17 protein-coding genes are annotated in these 17,589 nt (G+C 73.2%); 13 read left to right on the forward strand and 4 right to left on the reverse strand.

Going from position 1 to position 17,589, the window contains the following annotated elements; genetic code table 11:
• Window positions 1-90: 90 nt before the first annotated feature.
• Window positions 91-1,194: a hypothetical protein gene (locus AB0883_RS28750; protein WP_366644426.1), complete on the forward strand. Its 1,104-nt coding sequence runs from the start codon at window positions 91-93 to the stop codon at window positions 1,192-1,194.
• Between the two features lie 57 nt (window positions 1,195-1,251).
• Here the strand turns inward: AB0883_RS28750 and AB0883_RS28755 are convergent, their stop codons facing one another.
• From AB0883_RS28755 to AB0883_RS28765, 3 genes are all read right to left on the reverse strand, one after another.
• Window positions 1,252-2,478 carry a MalY/PatB family protein gene (locus tag AB0883_RS28755; protein ID WP_366644427.1) on the reverse strand — a complete coding sequence of 409 codons (1,227 nt, stop codon included), beginning with the start codon at window positions 2,476-2,478 and terminating at the stop codon, window positions 1,252-1,254.
• Between the two features lie 72 nt (window positions 2,479-2,550).
• A complete protein-coding gene (locus AB0883_RS28760) occupies window positions 2,551-3,531 on the reverse strand; it encodes a DUF2804 domain-containing protein (protein WP_366644428.1) in 981 nt (326 codons plus the stop codon).
• Entirely contained in the window at window positions 3,528-4,424 is an 897-nt protein-coding gene (locus AB0883_RS28765) for an amidohydrolase family protein (RefSeq protein WP_366644429.1), read from the reverse strand. Before AB0883_RS28765 ends, AB0883_RS28760 begins: the two co-directional genes overlap by 4 nt.
• Before the next feature lie 111 nt (window positions 4,425-4,535).
• On the opposite strand from AB0883_RS28765, the gene AB0883_RS28770 reads away from it, so the two are divergent.
• Genes AB0883_RS28770 through AB0883_RS28795 form a run of 6 tightly spaced genes read left to right on the forward strand, consistent with a single transcriptional unit; the run spans window position 4,536 to window position 10,353 of the window.
• Window positions 4,536-5,750 (forward strand): M20 family metallopeptidase, encoded by a 1,215-nt coding sequence (locus tag AB0883_RS28770; protein WP_366644430.1) that lies wholly within the window; start codon window positions 4,536-4,538, stop codon window positions 5,748-5,750.
• Window positions 5,747-6,778, forward strand: a complete 1,032-nt coding sequence (locus tag AB0883_RS28775) for a Gfo/Idh/MocA family oxidoreductase (RefSeq protein ID WP_366644431.1) — start codon at window positions 5,747-5,749, stop codon at window positions 6,776-6,778. Before AB0883_RS28770 ends, AB0883_RS28775 begins: the two co-directional genes overlap by 4 nt.
• Complete coding sequence (locus AB0883_RS28780) at window positions 6,765-8,063, forward strand: ABC transporter substrate-binding protein (protein ID WP_366644432.1); 1,299 nt, start codon at window positions 6,765-6,767, stop codon at window positions 8,061-8,063. The genes AB0883_RS28775 and AB0883_RS28780 overlap by 14 nt, the downstream gene beginning before the upstream one ends.
• A gap of 54 nt (window positions 8,064-8,117) precedes the next feature.
• The gene (locus AB0883_RS28785; RefSeq protein WP_366644433.1) at window positions 8,118-9,077 is read left to right on the forward strand and encodes a sugar ABC transporter permease; all 960 of its coding nucleotides are present in this window, start codon (window positions 8,118-8,120) and stop codon (window positions 9,075-9,077) included.
• A complete protein-coding gene (locus AB0883_RS28790; RefSeq protein ID WP_366644434.1) occupies window positions 9,074-9,907 on the forward strand; it encodes a carbohydrate ABC transporter permease in 834 nt (277 codons plus the stop codon). Before AB0883_RS28785 ends, AB0883_RS28790 begins: the two co-directional genes overlap by 4 nt.
• A gap of 44 nt (window positions 9,908-9,951) precedes the next feature.
• On the forward strand, window positions 9,952-10,353 hold the full coding sequence (locus AB0883_RS28795; RefSeq protein ID WP_366644435.1) for an L-rhamnose mutarotase: 402 nt from the start codon (window positions 9,952-9,954) through the stop codon (window positions 10,351-10,353).
• Window positions 10,354-10,415: 62 nt separating this feature from the next.
• Here AB0883_RS28795 and AB0883_RS28800 read toward each other — a convergent pair whose 3' ends face one another.
• Entirely contained in the window at window positions 10,416-11,546 is a 1,131-nt protein-coding gene (locus tag AB0883_RS28800) for a mandelate racemase/muconate lactonizing enzyme family protein (RefSeq protein WP_366644436.1), read from the reverse strand.
• A gap of 158 nt (window positions 11,547-11,704) precedes the next feature.
• On the opposite strand from AB0883_RS28800, the gene AB0883_RS28805 reads away from it, so the two are divergent.
• The 6 genes from AB0883_RS28805 to AB0883_RS28830 are packed head-to-tail and all read left to right on the forward strand — an operon-like array spanning window position 11,705 to window position 17,580.
• On the forward strand, window positions 11,705-12,613 hold the full coding sequence (locus tag AB0883_RS28805) for a thiamine pyrophosphate-dependent dehydrogenase E1 component subunit alpha (RefSeq protein WP_366644437.1): 909 nt from the start codon (window positions 11,705-11,707) through the stop codon (window positions 12,611-12,613).
• Window positions 12,606-13,586: a transketolase C-terminal domain-containing protein gene (locus tag AB0883_RS28810; protein WP_366644438.1), complete on the forward strand. Its 981-nt coding sequence runs from the start codon at window positions 12,606-12,608 to the stop codon at window positions 13,584-13,586. The genes AB0883_RS28805 and AB0883_RS28810 overlap by 8 nt, the downstream gene beginning before the upstream one ends.
• Entirely contained in the window at window positions 13,583-14,344 is a 762-nt protein-coding gene (locus tag AB0883_RS28815) for an SDR family oxidoreductase (RefSeq protein WP_366644439.1), read from the forward strand. Before AB0883_RS28810 ends, AB0883_RS28815 begins: the two co-directional genes overlap by 4 nt.
• 40 nt (window positions 14,345-14,384) lie before the next feature.
• On the forward strand, window positions 14,385-15,707 hold the full coding sequence (locus AB0883_RS28820; RefSeq protein WP_366644440.1) for a hypothetical protein: 1,323 nt from the start codon (window positions 14,385-14,387) through the stop codon (window positions 15,705-15,707).
• A complete protein-coding gene (locus AB0883_RS28825; RefSeq protein ID WP_366644441.1) occupies window positions 15,704-16,003 on the forward strand; it encodes a YciI family protein in 300 nt (99 codons plus the stop codon). Before AB0883_RS28820 ends, AB0883_RS28825 begins: the two co-directional genes overlap by 4 nt.
• Window positions 16,003-17,580: a hypothetical protein gene (locus AB0883_RS28830; RefSeq protein WP_366644442.1), complete on the forward strand. Its 1,578-nt coding sequence runs from the start codon at window positions 16,003-16,005 to the stop codon at window positions 17,578-17,580. Before AB0883_RS28825 ends, AB0883_RS28830 begins: the two co-directional genes overlap by 1 nt.
• Window positions 17,581-17,589 lie beyond the last annotated feature (9 nt).

Here is a 17,589-nt window from a genome sequence, read left to right on the forward strand (position 1 = left end):
GCGCCACCGGCACCCGGCCGTCCGGTGTTTGCTGTCCACATGAGCTTCCCGTCCTGCCGGCAGCGTCGGCGTCGGTCATCCCGGCGCCTGGTGGCACGACTGGACGCGGAGCGCTACATGCTGCTGATGCTGATCGGTTTCGGCGGCGCGGTCCTCGGCACCCGCGCGTTCCTGGCGCTGACCGGCTATCCGCAGGTCGGCGGCGGTACGTTGCACATCTCGCACGCCCTGTGGGGTGGCCTGTCGTTGTTCGTCGCCTCGCTCGTCCCGCTGCTCGTCGTCAACCGGGCCGCCCTGCTCTGGGCGGCGCTGCTGGCCGGGATCGGCGCAGGGCTCTTCATCGACGAGGTCGGCAAGTTCATCACCGCCGACAACGACTACTTCTTCCCGGCCGCCGCGCCCATCGCCTACGCGGCCTTTCTCGTCGCAGTGTGGCTGTACGTGCGCGCCCGGAGCAGGCGGGTCGAGGGCACGCGTGCGCAACTGCACGCCGCGCTGGAGCTGCTCGGCGAGGCCGTCGACGGGAGACTTGGTGAACGGGACCGGGCGCAGCTGCGGCGACGACTCGGCACCGCCGCCGCGAGTCCGGACGGCGACGAGCTGCGACCGCTGGCCGCGGCGCTGCTGGAGCTGACCGGGCCCGGGGTGCTGCCGCCGTACGAGCAGCGATCAGGGCGGATCTCCCGGATCGCGGTCGCCGTGCGGGCGTGGGTGGCCCGGTCGTTGACCCGGGGTCGGCTGCGCGGCGGACTGGTCGTGGCGCTCGGGCTACTGGGCTTCGCCGCCCTCAGCGACCTCACCACGATCGTCGCCGTCGCTCTCGACCTGCGTGACGGGACCACCGGTGGGGTGCTCAGCACCGCCAACGAGTTCGCCCGCATCGACATCCAGGACCGCCGCGGGGTGCTGCTCCTGCTCGTCCGGGCGCTGCTGGACGCCTGCGTGGGAACCGCGCTCGTCGTGGCCGCCGGGCTGCTGCTCCGTGGGGTGGCCCGCCGAGCCGTGGAGATCGCCCGGGCGGGTCTGGTCACCTCACTGAGCGTGGTGAACCTGCTGGTGTTCTACCTCGACCAGTTCGCCGCCGCCGTCAGCGCGCTCGGTCAGTTGGCGGTCCTGCTCGCGGTGCAGCACTACCAGCGGCTGGTCGACCAGCCGGCCGACGCCGACCGGTCCGGCGGCGCTGACGGTGACTGAACGTGAACGCCGCGCCGAACCTGACGTCGCCCGGGCCCACGCTGACGGCGGGCGTCCTCAGCGGACGGCGTCGCCCATCCGGGCGACGGCCTCGGTGAGGATCGCCGGCGAGGTGGCGAAGTTGAGCCGGACGAAGCCCGCCCCGCCGGTGCCGAAGACGTGCCCGGAGCTGAGGGCGACCCGCGCGTGGTCGAGGAACATCTTCGCCGGCCCGGCGAGGTCGCTGACCACGCCGAGGTCGTCGGCCGGCTGCTCCGTGTCGACGCCCAGCCCGGTGCAGTCCAGCCAGGCGAGGTAGGTGCCCTCGGGGCGGTGGTACGGGACGGACGGCAGGTGCTTCGCCAGCAGCGTCGCGAGCAGCGTGCGGTTGGCGTCGAGACCGTCGAGGAGGAGGTCGAGCCACGGCCCGCCCTCGCGGAACGCCACGGTGTGCGCGATGACGCCGAGGTGACTGGGCCCGTGGCTGACCTCTTCCGGCATGCGGCGGAGGTCGGGCGCGGCCTGCGGGCCGGCGACCGCGAGCGCCGCCTTGAGGCCGGCGAGGTTCCAGGCCTTCGAGGCGGAGGTCAGGGCGAACGCGTTCTCGGCGCCGGCCACCGTGAGGTACGGGGTGAAGTGTGCCCCCGGTAGCACCAGGGGGGCGTGGATCTCGTCGGAGATCACCCGTACGCCGTGCCGGTCGGCCAGCGCGGCGACGGTTTCGAGTTCGTCACGCCGGTGGACGACCCCGGTCGGGTTGTGCGGGTTGCACAGCAGGAACGCCGGCCGGCGGCCGTGGGCCCGCGCGCGGCGGAAGGCCTCGTCGAGGGCGGCGGGGTCCATACGCCGGTCGGACCCGAGCGGGGCCTCGACCACCTGCCGGTCGGCGTGGCTGACGAAGGCGTAGAAGGGCGGGTAGACGGGGGAGCAGACCACGACCGCGTCGCCGGGGTCGGTGACGAGCCGGAGAACCTCGACGATGCCCATCATCACGTCGGGCACGACCGAGGTGTGCGCGACGCGGAAGTCGGGCCAGCCCCAGCGCCGGGCGGCGAAGTCGCCGACCGCCTCGGCGTACGCCGTCCCGTACGAGTAGCCGGTGTCGCCGAGGTCGACCGCGCGGCGGAGCGCGTCGGCCACCGGGGGAGCGAGGGGCACGTCCATCTCCGCGACCCAGAGCGGGAGCACGTCGGGCGGGAACATGCGCCACTTCACGCTGGTGCGCTGCCGGAGTTCGTCCAGCGTGAGCAGGGTGAGCGGGTTCCGGGCCGCCGAGCCGTCGGCGGAGGGGCCAGGGCTTGCCATACCGCCCACCATAGGACCAGGCGCCGCCCTGGTTCCGCCCGCCCGGGCGCCCACGTCCGGCCCCCGACGCCGCTACCAGCGGTTACGGGCCTCCTCGGCCCAGCCGACCAGTCCGTCGAGGTCGACGCGCTCGCCGTCGTCGGCCGCCGCCCAGCCGGTGAAGTGCCCGAAGCACTGGTGCGTCTCGTTGGCGAGCACACCGAGGTTCGTCCTGGCGATCTTCTCGTGGAAGGGGTGGAACTCCACCGTCACCCGCTCACCGCTGATCCGCCACGGCCGCAACCAGTCGGCGCGGTCGTACTCCCAGCGCAGCTCGTCGCCGATCTTGTGCAGCCGGCCGTCGACGAAGAGGCCGTTCTCGGTCGAGCCGGTGCCGTCGGTCCACCGGCCGCCGAGCTGGATCGCCCGACCCGGGCCGCTGCCGGCGGCCCAGTTCCAGCGGATCGCGTACGGCCACCTGCCGCGACCGTGGTCGAGGACGGCGAACGAGTCCGCCTCGGCGACCGGATGCTCCACCCCGTCGATCCGCAGGGTGCCGTGCACCGGGCGGCCGAGGTCCTTGACGGTGTACTGGAACCGGCGGGTGCTCCAGGGCACCACCACGCCGAGCGACTCGTGACCCGCCGGCAGCGGCACCACGAGGTCCACCTCCAGGCCGGGGGCGGTGGCGCGGATGGCGGTGCCCGACGCCGCCTGGTCGATGTCGATCGAGAGCCCGCCGCCGCGTGCCCGCACCGCACCCGTCCCGCTGACCGGCGGGAAGAGCGTGCCCCGGGCGAAGGGGACCACCGCGTTCCTGTCGATCTCGGCCTTCGTCGCGCGGTCGAGCACGTAGAGGCTGTGCACGCCCGCGTAGTCCAGGGACGAGGCGACCAGGCCGACGATGTGGGTCGGCGTGACGACGCCCCAGTACTCCCAGCGCTTGTTGCGGCCCCAGCCACGCAGGTTCGCCCGGTGCAGCGGACGGCGGCTCCAGCCCACGGCGGCGGGATCGAGCCGCCCGCCCGCAAGGCACAGGTCGACCGGCTCGGTGATCTCGTTCTCGCGCGTCACGACGGGGAGGGTATCCGGCCCGGCTCCGGCGGGGACGCCGCCGGCCGTCGCCCGGTGGCGGCGGCGTGGCGGTCGAGGGCGCGCAGGAGGTTGCCGCCGAGGACGGCGTCGCGGTCCCCGGCCGACAGCCCGTCGAGGCCGGTCGGGTCGGCCGCCTGGGCGAAGGACACGTGGTCGAGGCTGGGGGAGAAGTCGGACCCCCAGTACAGGCGCCGTGGGCCGAAGCGGTCGAGGAGCAACTCGACGAACGGGCGGGCCGCCCGGTGCGGGAAGGCGTGTGCCGGGTGGCTCACCGCGTACAGGCCGGAGAGCTTGACCCCGACGTGGGGCAGCCGGGCGATCCGCGTCAGGGGAGCGAGGACGGCCTCCGCCGTCTCGCGGGTGGGCACCTCGGCGTGTTCCCCGGGCAGGCCGAGGTGGCTGAACAGCACGGTGCAGCCGTCCAGGGCGGCCAGGGCCGGGCCGAGCCGCGTGGTCGCCGCGGGGGTGGCGTTGAGGCTCACCACCGCCCCGGCGTCGTTCAGCGCCGGCGCCTCGTGCGTCGTCCAGGCGGCGAACGCCTCGGCGGCCGTCTCGTCGGGCAGGTACGCGGCGACGCCGACGAAGCCGGCGGACAGCCAGGTTCCGGTCCCGCCCGCGCCCGCCGGTCCGCCTGGTGGGACGTAGGCGACCGGTGCGATCCAGTCGTGCGCGGCGGCCAGGCGGGCGAGATGGTCGTTGTTGCCGGCGAAGCGCGGCTCGCCCTCGTAGCCGACCACGAGTGCCCGTTCGATGCCGTGCTCGCGACGTATGCCCTGGTAGACGGCCAGTTCGTCCCCGCCGGCGGGGGAGCGGCCGTAGCGGCCGGGGTAGCCGTCGGCGAACAGGTGCAGGTGGGCGTCAGCGCGTCGCATGGTCGGACCCTAACCCAAATCTCCGCAGGCCATTGACGTGGCGGCACCCCTGACTTAGGTTCTTGTCTCAATTAGGTCCGTAACTGAGGGCGCGAGCAAGGGGTGAACCGCGTGACGCTGGAAGGCGACAACGTTGATGAGCTGGTCCGGCTGCGGCGCCAGCTTCACCAACACCCTGAGCTGCGGTTCACTGAGCGAGACACAGCCGCCACCCTCGTGGAGCTGTTGCGGCCCCTGGGCCGGATCCGGACCGGAATTGCCGGCACCGGCCTGGCTCTGGAGATCGATGGAGCTGTGCCCGGACCCGAGGTTCTCCTTCGGGCCGATATGGACGCCTATCCCGTTCAGGACGCCAAGCAGGAGCCGTACGCCTCCCGCAACCCCGGCGTCTGCCACGCCTGCGGACACGACGTGCACATGACCGTCGCCTACGGAGTCGCCGCCCGGCTCGCCGCCGACCCACCGGCCCAGGGCGCGGTGACCCTGCTGTTCCAGCCCGCCGAGGAGATCCCCTTCGGAGCCGACTCCGGCGCCGCCGCGGTGCTCGCCGACGAGGCGTTCCGCGACCGCCGGTTCGCCGCGGTGCTCGGCCTGCACTGCTGGCCCGACCTGCCGGCGGGCACGCTCGGTGTCGACCGGAGCACCGCGATGGCGGCGAAGGACGCGTTCCGCGTCGAGCTGCTCGGGGTGGCCGCGCACGCCGCGACCCCGGCGCTGGGGCGCGACGCCATCCTGGGCCTCACCGCCATGGTCACCACCCTGCACGCCGCCGTGGCCCGGGCCCGCAACCCCGAGGAACTGGTCGCCTTCAACATCGGCACCATCTCCGGCGGGGCGAGCCAGAGCCAGGTCGCCGACTGCGCCGAGGCGACCGGCACCCTGCGTACCCACGACCCGGCCGTCCGGGAGCGGCTCAAGGCGGTGATCGAACGCGTCACCCGCCAGCAGGCCGCGGCGCTCGATCTCGGCGTGCGCTTCACCTGGGCCAACGAGATGCCCCCGGTGCGCAACGCCGCCGAGCTGGTCGCCCTCGCGCACGCCGAGCTGCCCGGGACCGTCGACGTCGTGGACCTGCCGGTGCCGCCCCTGACCACAGACGACTTCGCGCTGCTCGGCGCGCTCGGTCCGAGCCTCTACGTCAAGCTGGGCGTCACCGGCGAGCGCGGCGGAGCCCCGCTGCACTCCGGCGCGTTCGACGTCGACGAGCGGTGCCTGGGGACGGGGGTGGCCGCCCTGGAGCGGCTCACGCGGGCGGTCCTCGACGGTCGACTGCGGGCCGACGTCGCGCAGGGCGAGCCGGCGTCCGCCGGGGCGGTGGACGGATGAAAGACGGACCGCGGGTGGCGGTGATCGGCGGGGGCGCGTTCGGCGTCCGGCACGTGGCCGCCTACCAGGCCCTGGGTGTACGCATCAACGCGCTGGTCGACCCCGACGCGGTCACCCGGCAACGGGTGGCCGACCGCCACGGCATCCCGCACACCTATCCCACCGTCGCCGACCTGCTCGCCGCCGGCACGCCGGACGCCGCGTCCGTGTGCGTACCCGGCTCGGCGCACCGCGCCGTCGCCGTCGCCCTGATCGCCGCCGGGGTGCCCGTCCTGGTCGAGAAGCCGCTGGCCGCGACCGTCGCCGACGCCGCCGCCATCGTCGCCGCCGCCGAGGCGCACGGGGTGCTCTGCCAGCCGGGGCACATCCTGCGGTACAGCCCCGCCCACCGGGCGCTGCACGACGCCGTCCGTGACGGCCGGCTGGGTCAGGTGCTGGCCGTCTCCTCGCGCCGGGACCGCCCCCGCACCCTGACCCGGATCTTCCCCGAGGAACATCCCGCCCTGCTGACCGCCGTGCACGACATCGACCTGGCGTTGTGGTACGCGCAGTCGCCGGTGGTCGAGGTACGCGCGGCGGCCCGGACCCGCCCGGGATCGGCGACGCCGGTGCTGGTGTGGGCGGAGCTTCGACACGCCAACGGCGTCGTGTCGTCGGTCCGCAACAGCTACCTCCTGCCCGAACACACCCCCCACCACACCTTCGACCTGGTCGAGGTGTACGGCACCGACGGGGTCGGCCACGTCGACCTCGGGCACCCCACGCTGCTCGTGCAGGCCGAGCGGACGGAGGCACCCGACTGGCTGCTCTCCCCGGCCGACGGCGGTGGCGCGCTCGCCGCCGAGCTGCGGCACTTCCTGCGCCGGCTGGACGGCAGCGAGCCCACCCCGGTCGTTCCCCTCGCCGACGGGCTGCACGTGGTGCAGATCGCCGCCGCCGTCGTCGACAGCGCCACCGCCGACGGCGCCCCCCGCCGAGTTCCCCATCCCCCCTCGCTGACAGGAGCTTCTGCTGATGATCCGACGTAGATTGGCCGCCGGCGTCGTCGCCGCCGGCATGGCAGCCGCCGCGTTGCTCTCCGGGTGCGGAGGTGACGACGCCTCGGACGGCCCGGTCACGCTCAAGGTGCTGACCTGGGAGCCGGGCGGCACCGAGTACTGGAAGCAGGTCAAGACCAGCTTCGAGGCCAGCCACCCGGACATCAAGCTGGACATGCAGTCGGTGCCGTTCGACAAGTACCCCGAGGTGCAGGGCCCCTACATCACGTCCCAGTCGGGGCCGGACGTGATGGCCAACAACGCGGGCCTGGAGCTGTTCGACCGGCGCGGCGCGTACGTGCCGCTGGGCGACAAGGCCGCCGAGATCAACAAGGACCTCGTCACCTACAGCGGCGCCTGCGAGGGCTTCGACACCGCCAAGCCCTGCTACGGCGTGCCCTTCTCGTACCAGGGCAACGTCCTCTACTACAACAAGAGCATCCTGACCGCCGCCGGACTCGACCCCGAGAAGCCGCCGGCGACCTGGACCGAGTTCAGCGCCGCCTGCGAAGCGGTGAAGAAGGCCGGCAAGACCTGCCTGGCCCTGGGGCTGTCGGGCACCTTCCCCGCGTACTGGGACTTCCCCGAGATCGCCCGCAGCTACCTCAGCGAGGACGACATCCGCGGCCTGCTGGCCGGCACCCTGTCCTGGAAGGACCCGAAGCTGGTCGCGGTGCTGGAGAAGCTCGCCGAGATCACCACCAAGGGCTGGGCGAACAGCAACGCGCCGTCGATCACGATGCTCCCCGACGGCGCGGACATCTTCCAGCGTGGCGACGCCGCGTTCGCCGGGACGATCATCTCCGACGCGGTGAACTGGGAGGCGTTCGGCAAGGCCCTCGGCGACGACAAGCTCGGCGTCACCCGCTGGCCGGCAGCCGAACCCAGCGCCGCGCTGGCGCAGAAGTTCTCCGGCATCGAGGGCGCCGTCTACGGCGTGACGAAGTGGAGCGAGAAGAAGGACGCCGGACTGGAGTTCATCACCTGGCTCGCCGGCAAGGAGAACGGCGAGCTGTGGGTGAAGCACGCCAAGGGCCAGCCGCTGAACAAGAACGTCGACAAGGCGCTGCTGCCCTCCTCGCCGGCCTTCCAGAAGATCCAGGAGCTGGTCGCCGAGCCGACCCTGCACGCCGGGGTGATGCTCTCCGGACCCGAGGCCGACGCGCTGGCCCGCGGCTGGCAGCAGGTGAGCCTCGGTCAGCTCACCGTCGACAAGTGGGCCGAGCAGATGCAGCAGGCGCTGGAGCGCAGCCCCACCAAGAAGCAGGGCAACTAGCCGTACGGGGCGGGGCGGCGACGCCCCGCCCCGCCAGCCGGAGAAGGAAGCCAGATGACGATCTCCACCGCGCCGCTGCCGGAGCCGGTGGCCGCCGACAAGCCGACCCGACCCGCCCGGCGGCCCCCGCGCCCCGGTCGTGCCCGCGAGTGGTGGCTGGGCGCCCTGCTGGTGCTGCCCGCGCTGGTCCTGGCCGTGACGTTCAAGGTGGTGCCCCTGATCCGGGGAGTGATCACCAGCACCGAGTCGTCCAGCGGGTTCGGTGGCAGCTCGTTCGCCGGGGCCGACAACTACACCCGCATGCTCGGCGACCCGATGGTGCTCACCAGCTTCCGCAACGCGCTGCTGGTGGTGGCCACCCTGCCGGTGTGGATCGTGCTGCCGCTGGTGCTGGCGCTGCTGATCCACCAGCGTTCGCCGGGCTGGAAGTTCTTCCGGGCCGTCTACTTCGTCCCGTACACCATCGCCCCGATCGTCGTCGGGATCATGTTCCGGCAGATCCTCGCCCCCGACGGGCCCCTGAACGCCCTGCTGCGTACGGTCGGCCTCGAACCACTGGCGCTCGAGTGGCTCAACGGCCGCCACAGCGCGCTGTTCGCACTGGTCGCGGTCGCGCTGTGGAGCTTGTTCGGCCTGGGCGTGATGACGTACCTGGCCGGGCTGGCCACCATCCCCGAGGAGACCCTCGAAGCGGCCTACCTCGACGGCGCCGGGTTCTGGCGGCGCCTGCTCTCCGTGGTGGTGCCGATGCTGCGGCCCACCGTGGCGTACTGGAGCGTGCTGTGCGCCTCGGGCGTCCTGATCTGGCTCTTCCCGCTGATCTACGCGCTGACCCAGGGCGGGCCGGGCGACGCCACGATGCTGCCGGAGTACCTGGTCTTCCTGACCACCTTCCAGTTCCTCGACCGCGGCTACGGCTCCGCCATCGGCATCGCGCTGTTCGTCTTCGTCGCCGTGCTCTCGATCTTCAGCGTGCGGCACATGTTCACAGAGGGGACCAGGAAGCCGCGATGAACCAGCGCCAATTCGCCCGCGCCGGGCGCTACCTGCTCACGTTCGCGCTGGTCGTCGTCGCGGTCGCGGCGGTCTACCCGCTGCTGTTCACGGTGGTCAGCTCGCTGAAGACGCAGACGGGCTTCGCACAGGACCCGCTGGGCCTGCCGAGCGGGATCACCCTCGACAACTACCTCGAGGCGTTCCGCCGGATGGACATGCCCCGACTGCTGTTCAACTCGCTGATCACCACCGTGGGCGGGCTGGTGCTGTCGGTGCTCGCCGCACTGCTGGTCGCGTACGCGGTGACGAAGCTGCGCTTCCGCGGCGGCAAGGTGGTCTTCCTGCTGATCATCATCACCCTGACCATCCCCGGTCAGGCGATCATCTACCCGCTCTACCAGACCGTGCTGGACCTGGGCATGTCCGGCGAGTACCAGGGGCTGATCCTGGCGTACGCGGCGTTCGGGCTGCCGCTGGGCACCTACCAGCTCGCCGGCTACTTCCAGCAGGTGCCCGACGAACTGATCGAGGCCGCCCGGGTCGACGGCGCGGGCCACTTCACCATCCTGTTCCGGCTGCTGGCGCCGATCGCCGCGCCGGCACTCGCGGCGCTGGCCATCTTCAACTTCGTCTGGATGTGGAACGACCTGCTGCTGCCCCTGGTCATCATGGGCGGTTCGGACAGCAAGACCCTGATGGTCGGCGTCTCCCTGCTCAGCGGCCAGTACGACGTGTCGGTGCCGCTGGTCAGCGCCGGCCTGATCGTCGCCCTGCTGCCGGTGCTGATCATCTACCTGGTCTTCCAGCGTCAGCTCGTCTCCGGCGCGCTCGCCGGCTCCGGCAAGTGAGCCCGCCGGCAGAGAGCCCCGGTTCCGGCGGCCCCGGTTCCGGCGTGCCCGGTTCCGGCGTGCCCGGTTCCGGCGGCACCGGGCCGGCGGCCGATCCCGGGGCCTCGGGGCCCGGGGCGCAGCTGTGCCACCTCTACCGGCTGCGCCCGGGCGCCGAGGGGGAGTACGAGCGCCGGCACGCCGAGATCTGGCCGGAGATGTCGGCGCTGCTGGACGAGGCCGGCGTCTACGACTACCACATCTACCGGCACGGACTGCTGCTGATCTGCGTGCTGCGGACCCGCGACGGCTACCCGCGGGCGCGGCGGGTCACCGGGGCCTCCGCCGTGCAGGCGCGGTGGACGCGGTCACTGGCGCACCTGTTCGCCGAGATCGCCGACGCCGACGGCGAGCCGCTGTGGGCCCACCCGGTCTTCCACCACGCGGGCCGGCCGCCACCGGCGTGAGAGTGGCGGTCCGTACGACGGTTGCCCGGCGGGCTCGCCCGCCGGGCAACCGTCGCGTGTGCTCAGACCGCGTACGCGACGGAGCCGTCCGCGCGCAGCGGGATGCGGTGCAGGGGCCGGCCCGTCAGGTCCAGGGGCGTGGCGCCGGTGAGGTCCAGGGTCACGCCGAGCCCGGGCTCCTCGGGCACCGGCAGGAACCCGCCCTCGCGCCGCACGCAGGCCCGCGCCGGTCCGTCGGCCAGCTGGTCGTCGAGGGGGGAGTACTCCTGCACCACGAAGTTGGGGATGGCGGTGTCCAGGTGCACCGAGGCCATCGTCAGCAGCGGGCCGAGGCAGTTGTGGCTGACCACGGCGGCGTGGTGCGCCTCGGCCAGCGCCGCGATCTTGCGGGCGTGACTGATGCCGCCGGCCAGGCCCAGGTCGGGACGGACGTACTGGGCGCCGCCCTGGGCGAGCAGCTCCTTGAACTCCCAGATGGTGTGCAGCCGTTCCCCGTTGGCCATGGGCACGCCGAGCGCCCGGCGGGCGACGTCGGCCTGGCTGCTGACGCTGTCGATCTGGATGGGGTCCTCCACCAGCAACGGCAGGTGCCGGGCCAGCGCGGGCACGACCGCCTCCGCCTGCAACGGGGTGAGCTTGCGGTGCAGCTCGACGAGCAGGTCCACGTCGGGGCCGACGGTGTCGCGGACGGCGGCCGTGGTGGCCTCGGTGGACGTGACCAGCCGGGCCAGCGACAGGTCGGCGTAGTCGGCCGGCAGCGGGTCGAACTTGACCGCGGTGAAGCCGTCGGCCACGGCCGCCGCGGCCTGCGCCGCCAGCGCCTCCGCGCCGGTGCCCGGCAGCAGCAGGTGCAGGCGGATCCGCTCGCGTACCCGGCCGCCCAGCAGTTGCCAGACCGGGACGCCGAGGCGCTTGCCGAGCAGGTCCCACAGGGCGATGTCCACCGCGGCGACGGCGGCGGAGAGCACCGAACCCCGGAACGGGCCCATCCGGTAGAGGTGGTGCCAGTGGTGCTCGATGCGGCCGGGGTCGGCGCCGAGCAGATGGGGACGGAACGCCTCCACCACGGCGTGCACCGCGGCGGGGTAGCCCCAGCAGGCGGACTGCCCGACGCCGACCAGCCCGTCCGATGTGTGCAGCTGGACGAAGTGCGCGTCGCCCAGCACCACCGAGTCGACGGCGGTGATCTCCATACCTGCCCCCAAAATTAGAGACCAATAACGGCCAGAAACTTGCTACTGCACTCTTCCATAGCCTCGCGGGGCTGGTCTAGGCTTCGGAACGAACGAGCCGCAATAAGGCTCTAACTGCTTTTGGGGGTGTGATGGGTCTGCCGGACGACTATCGGCTCATGGCCCGGATCCGCCGGTTCGAGGAGCGGCTGGCCGCCCTCAAGGACGACGGCGAGATCCCGGGTTCGATCCACCTGTGCAACGGCCAGGAGGCGATCCCGGTCGGCGCCTGCCGGGCGCTACGCGACGGCGACCACGTGACCGCCACCTACCGGGGCCACGGCTGGGCGGTCGCCCGGGGCGTGGACATGGTCGGGCTCTTCGCCGAGATGATGGGGCGCGACTCCGCCCTCTGCGGCGGCCGGGCCGCCTCGCCGTACCTGTCCGACCCGAGCCGCTGGTTCGTCGGGGAGAACTCCATTGTCGGCGCCGGGGTGCCGGTCGCCGCCGGCGCCGCGCTCACCGCGCAACGCACCGGCAGCGGCGCGGTCTCGCTGGTCAGCATCGGTGACGGCGCGATGAACCAGGGCAACGTCCACGAGGGGATCAACCTCGCCGCCGTGCTGGACCTGCCGCTGGTGCTGGTCGTGGAGAACAACGTCTACTCCGAGATGTCCCGCATCGAGGACATGGTCCGCGTCCGCCAGCTCGCCGAGCGCGCCGCCGGGTACGGCATCCCCGGCCGGGTCGTCGACGGCAACGACGCCGACGCCGTGGCCGAGGCCGTCACCGAGGCCGTCACCCGGGCCCGCGAGGGCGCCGGACCCTCCATCGTGGAGGCCATGACCGAACGGCTGGTCGGCCACTACAGCGGCGACGTGCAGCACTACCGGCCGGCCGGCGAGATCGCCGCCGCCCGCGGACGCGAGCCCCTGGCCCGGATCCGGCAGGCCGCCGACCCCGCGCTCACCGCCCGGCTCGACGCCATCGACGCCGAGGTGGCCGCCGAGGTCGAGGCCGCCGTCACCGCCGCCCGCGCCGTGCCGTTCCCGGACCCGGCGACCGCCAAGGAGCACGTCCATGTCTGAGTCCCTGCGCTACATCCAGGCCGTCAACGCCGCGCTCACCTGGGCCCTCGACAGCCGCGACGACACCGTCTACTTCGGTGAGGACGTCGCCCTGCCCGGTGGGCCGTTCGGCGCCACGAAGGGGCTGCACAAGCGGTTCGGCTCCGCCCGTATCTTCGACACCCCGATCTCCGAGACCGGCTTCCTCGGCATGGCCCTCGGGGCGGCGATGACCGGCCTGCGCCCGATCGCCGAGATCATGTACGCCGACTTCTCGTTCGTGGCGATGGACCAGTTCGTCAACCAGATCTCCACCGTCCACTACTCCAGCAAGGGCCGGTGGAAGGCCCCGCTGGTGATCCGGATGCAGCAGGGCTACTCACCCGGGGCCTGTGCCCAGCACTCCCACTCGCCGGAGGCGTACTTCGCGCACACCCCCGGCCTGCGGGTCGCGCTGCCGGCCACCCCCGACGACGCGTACCAGATGCTGCGCACCGCCGTGGTCAGCGACAATCCCGTGGTCGTCGCCGAGGCGCGGATGCTCTACCCGACGCGCGGACCCGTGCGCACCGACGCCCCGGTCGAACCCGTCGGCGGTGCCCGCGTGGTCCGGCCGGGCGACGACGTCACCGTGGTCGCCTGGTCCCGGATGGTCGGCGCCGCCCTCGACGCGGCGGGTGAGCTGGCCGAGGAGGGCATCGAGGCCGAGGTGATCGACCTGCGCTGGCTCAACCCGCTCGACTTCGACACGGTCGCCGCCTCGGTGGCGCGCACCGGCCGGCTGGTCGTCGCCCACGAGGCGAACCTGACCGGCGGGTTCGGCGCGGAGATCGCCGCCCGGGCCGCCGCCGAGTGCTTCGCCGACCTGCGCGCCCCGGTCGCCCGGGTGGCCACCCCGGACGTGCCGATGCCCGCCGCCCCGGCCCTGCAGGCCGCGGTGGTGCCCGAGGCCGCCGACGTGGTGGCGGCGGTACGCCGGACGGTCCGTCCGTGACCGTCGACGCCCCGCCGGCCGGGCTGCTGGCCGGCCGGCGGGTGGTCGTCGTCGGCGGCGCCTCCGGAATCGGCCTGGCCACCGTCCGGGCCGCGGCCGACGCGGGCGCGTCGGTGGCCGTGCTGGACGCCGACGGCGACGGCGCGGCCAGAGCCGCCGGGCAGGCCCGCCGCGGCGGGGCGAGGGCCTGCGCCCGGCAGGTCGACGTGACCGTCGAGGCCGAGGTCGCCGCCGCTCTCGACGCCGCCGCCGCCGAACTCGGCGGGATCGACGCCGTGCTGCACGTGGCGGGCGTCATGCGCGGGCAGGGCCTGGACGTCCGGGAGGTCAGCGCCGAGCTCTGGGCCCACGTGATCGCCGTCAACCTGACCGGTCCGTTCCTCGTCGCCAAGCACGCCGTGCGACACCTCACCGGCCACCCGGGTGTGCTCGTGCTCGTCGGATCCAAGGCGGGCGTCCAGAACGGATCCGGGTCGGTACCCTACGGCGCGAGCAAGGGAGGGCTGCACGGCCTGGCGCTCACCCTGGCCCGACAACTCCGTCCGCACGGGATCCGTGTGCACGCGCTCTGCCCCGGCGACATCGACACGCCGCTGATGCGCAGGTCGTTGGCCGAGGCACGGGCCAACGGCGCGGACGGGGACCGGGTCGCGGAGATCGAGGCCGCCCTTGGTCGGCCGGAGGACGTCGCGTCCACGCTGGTCCTGCTGGCATCGCCGGTCAGCGACGGTGTCGTGGGCACCGTCCACACCGGTTGAGCAGCCGACCCGAGGGCGGCGACGACGTGGAGGCAACAAGGTGATCGGCATCATCGGACCGGAGGACTCGATCCGGCTCGTGCAGGAGGTCTCCGCCGGCGAGGGACGCGCCGGGGACCTCACAGCCCGCGCCTACACCCGACCCGAGCAGGCGCCCGAGCTGGCCCGCGAACTCGACGAACTGTGCCAGGTGCTGCTGTTCACCGGGCGCATCCCGCACGCCTTCGCGGCCTCGGCCGGAGGGCTGCGCGCCGAGATCGACTACATGCCGCACGCCGGCATCGACCTCTACCGCACGCTGTCGCGGATGCTGCTGGCCAACGGTGGACGGCTGCCGACGGTCAGCGTGGACACCATCGAGGCCGACACCGTCCGGGAGACCTACCACGACATCGAGCTGACCCCGCCCACCGAGATCCTGCCCATCGCCGACTCCTCCGGCCTGCTCTTCTCCGGCCTCGACGAGATCGTCGCCTTCCACCGCGAACGGTACGCCTCCGGCGCCGTCGAGGCGTGCCTGACCTGCCTCGGCGCGGTCCACCGGGACCTGCGCGAGAGCGGCGTGCCGGTCTGGCGTGTCGAACACACCCGCGCGTCGGTCCGCGACGCCCTGCGCCGGGCCTGGCTCGCCGCGGAGATCCGGCAGTCCCGGGCCACCCAGATCGCGGTGATGATGATCGAGGTGGCCGAGCAGGCCGGTCGCGGGCACGACCCGTACCAGGTGGAACGGCAGCGGCTGCGGCTGCGCGAGGCGCTGCTGGAACACGCCGAGCGGATGCGGGGCAGGCTGAGCACGATCGACGACCGGACGCTGCTGATCACCACCACCCGGGGCACCGTGGAGAGCGCCATCGCCCGGCAGCGCTCCGGCCACGCGACGCTGCTCACCCTGCGCGGCGTCGACGTCGAACACACCGTCGGCTTCGGCGCCGGCACCACCATCGCCGCCGCCGAGGACAACGCCCGCAAGGCGCTGGCGCTCGGCCGTGCCAGCGGCGACACCCACGTGGTCTTCCCCGACGGGGAGATCTACTCCAGCCGCGAGAGCCCGGTGAAGCAGCGGCTGCGCGAGACCGCCTCCGGGGTGCTGCGCATCTCCGAGCAACTGCGGCTCGGGCCGTTGTCGACCCGCCGGCTGCTGGAGGCGCTGCACCAGACGGACCCGAACGAGGTGACCGCGCGGGGCCTGGCCGACGCGTACGGGGTGGAGGTCCGCTCGGCCCGCCGGCTGCTCAACTCCCTGCGCGCCGCGGGCTACGCCGAGGAGATCGGCGTGCACGTCAGCACCGGCGCGGGCCGGCCGCAGACCGTCTACCGGGTGGAGATGCAGCGGCTGTTCGACGAGATCGGCGGTGGCGTGTGAGGTTCGAACCGACCTTCCTGGTCACCGCCACGTTCGCCGCCGACGCCGCCGTCCGGCGCGAACCCCACCGGCAGGCGCACCTCGCCCGCGTCGAGTCCCTGCTCGCCGACGGCACCGCCCTGCTCGCCGGGGCCCGGGCCGACCTCGGCGCCTCCGTCCTCGTCCTGCGGGCCGCCGACGCCGGCGCCGCCCGCGACCTGTGCGAACAGGATCCCTACTGGCGGCACGGGGTCTGGACGGCCATCGAGGTGGCCGACTACCTGGCCGCCATCCCGCCACCCCATGGGAGGTCATGATGTCGCAGTACCGTCAGATCACCGGAATCCGGGTGCGGGGCGCCGCGTCCGCGCCGTACGCCGCCCAGCTGCTGACCGAGGCATGGGGGGAGAACCCCGAGGGGGTCACGGTCGACCTCGACGTCGACCCGGCGCTTCCCGAGGGCGGCTACCGCATCGAGGTGCCCGGACAGGGCGACATCCGGCTCACCGGCGACCCCTTCGCCGGCCTGATCTACGCCGCCCGGGAGCTGACCGACCTGGCCACACCGGCCGGTCTGCCCCTGGGCGTGCGCAGCGGCGCGCCCGGGCTGCCGCTGCGGACACTGTGGACCTGGGACCACTCCACCAACTGGGACCTGCGCCAGCTCGGCCAGCAGGAGATCGGCGCGCTCAACCCGTACGCCAAGGGCGCCGACGCCTTCGGCGCCGACTACCGCCGGCTGGTCGACTTCTGCAGCCGCGAGCGGATCGGCGGCATCGTGGTCTACGGGCTGCTGCGCGACGCCCACGGCGGCGTCGAGGCGGCCCGCGAGCTGTGCGAGTACGCCAACGCCCGGGGCGTACGCATCATCGCCGGCATCGGCGTCAACGCCTACGGCGGCATCTACTTCGACGGCCGGCACCGCTACAACCTCGCCACCTGGCTGCGCCAGCGGCCCGACCTGGGCGCCGAGCTGCCGAAGAAGGTCGGCTTCGACATCGACGACTTCGGCGACCTGCACTTCCCGGCCAGCGAGTACATGATGGCCGCCTGCCCCTCGCAACCGGACAACCTCGCCTGGCACCGCGACGCCGTCGACTGGCTGCTGGACACCCTGCCCGTCGGAGGGATCAACTTCGAGACCGGCGACTACGGCAGCTGCGCCTGCCAGCGCTGCGCGGCCCGCACCGGAGGCGAGCGCACCTCCTGGTCGTACGAGGCGATGCGTTCGGTCTACCCGACGCTGCTGGAGACGGCCCGCCGCACCGGCCCGGCGGGCGTCCCGCTGCGGCACCTGGTCGAGGTCTACTGGGACAACATCTTCGACCTCGGCGCGCAGAAGCCGCTGGCCGACCTGCCCGACGACGTGGCCTACCAGTACTGCGTCAACCGGGGCTTCTGGTACGAGAACCGGCACCGGCTCACCGCCGCACACGTCGACCGGCTCCCGCACACCACCAACGTGCTGCGCACCCACGCCGGCTCCCAGTGGAACCGGCAGCGGCACTCCTGGGTGCCGGACATGTACGCCGACATGGGTGTCCGGGCCGGCGGCGCCGGGATGCGCGGGCTGACGATCTTCGCCGAGGCGTCGGCGTACCACCCGACCAACGAGATCAGCTACCTGGCGTACGCCCGCTTCACCTGGAATCCCGACCTGGCCTGGGCGGACTTCTGGCGCGACGAGGTGGCTCCCCGCTTCGGCGGCGCGGCGGAGGCCGAGGCGTTCCGTGACGGGGCGGCCGTGCTGGACGACGACTCGGCGACGGCGGGTGCCCTCGCGGCGGTGCGGGGGGACGCCCTGGCGATGGTCGCCGCGACCGGTGGCGAGGTGCAGCGCCGCTGGCTGTGGCTGGCCGAGCGGGCCAGCCGCCACGCCCACTCCGCCCGCTGATCCCGCCAC

Origin of the sequence: Micromonospora sp. NPDC047812, assembly GCF_040704175.1 — a bacterium.
Classification (GTDB): Bacteria; Actinomycetota; Actinomycetes; order Mycobacteriales; family Micromonosporaceae; genus Micromonospora.

What these genes read in the sequence shown, in the direction of transcription:
- AB0883_RS28780 (WP_366644432.1), top strand. Translation starts at nt 6,765, where the DNA reads ATGATCCGACGTAGATTGGCCGCCGGCGTCGTCGCCGCCGGCATGGCA.
- AB0883_RS28805 (WP_366644437.1), top strand. Translation starts at nt 11,705, where the DNA reads ATGGCCCGGATCCGCCGGTTCGAGGAGCGGCTGGCCGCCCTCAAGGAC.
- AB0883_RS28775 (WP_366644431.1), top strand. Translation starts at nt 5,747, where the DNA reads ATGAAAGACGGACCGCGGGTGGCGGTGATCGGCGGGGGCGCGTTCGGC.
- AB0883_RS28765 (WP_366644429.1), bottom strand. Translation starts at nt 4,424, where the DNA reads ATGCGACGCGCTGACGCCCACCTGCACCTGTTCGCCGACGGCTACCCC.
- AB0883_RS28755 (WP_366644427.1), bottom strand. Translation starts at nt 2,478, where the DNA reads ATGGCAAGCCCTGGCCCCTCCGCCGACGGCTCGGCGGCCCGGAACCCG.
- AB0883_RS28785 (WP_366644433.1), top strand. Translation starts at nt 8,118, where the DNA reads ATGACGATCTCCACCGCGCCGCTGCCGGAGCCGGTGGCCGCCGACAAG.
- AB0883_RS28830 (WP_366644442.1), top strand. Translation starts at nt 16,003, where the DNA reads ATGTCGCAGTACCGTCAGATCACCGGAATCCGGGTGCGGGGCGCCGCG.
- AB0883_RS28810 (WP_366644438.1), top strand. Translation starts at nt 12,606, where the DNA reads ATGTCTGAGTCCCTGCGCTACATCCAGGCCGTCAACGCCGCGCTCACC.
- AB0883_RS28790 (WP_366644434.1), top strand. Translation starts at nt 9,074, where the DNA reads ATGAACCAGCGCCAATTCGCCCGCGCCGGGCGCTACCTGCTCACGTTC.
- AB0883_RS28800 (WP_366644436.1), bottom strand. Translation starts at nt 11,546, where the DNA reads ATGGAGATCACCGCCGTCGACTCGGTGGTGCTGGGCGACGCGCACTTC.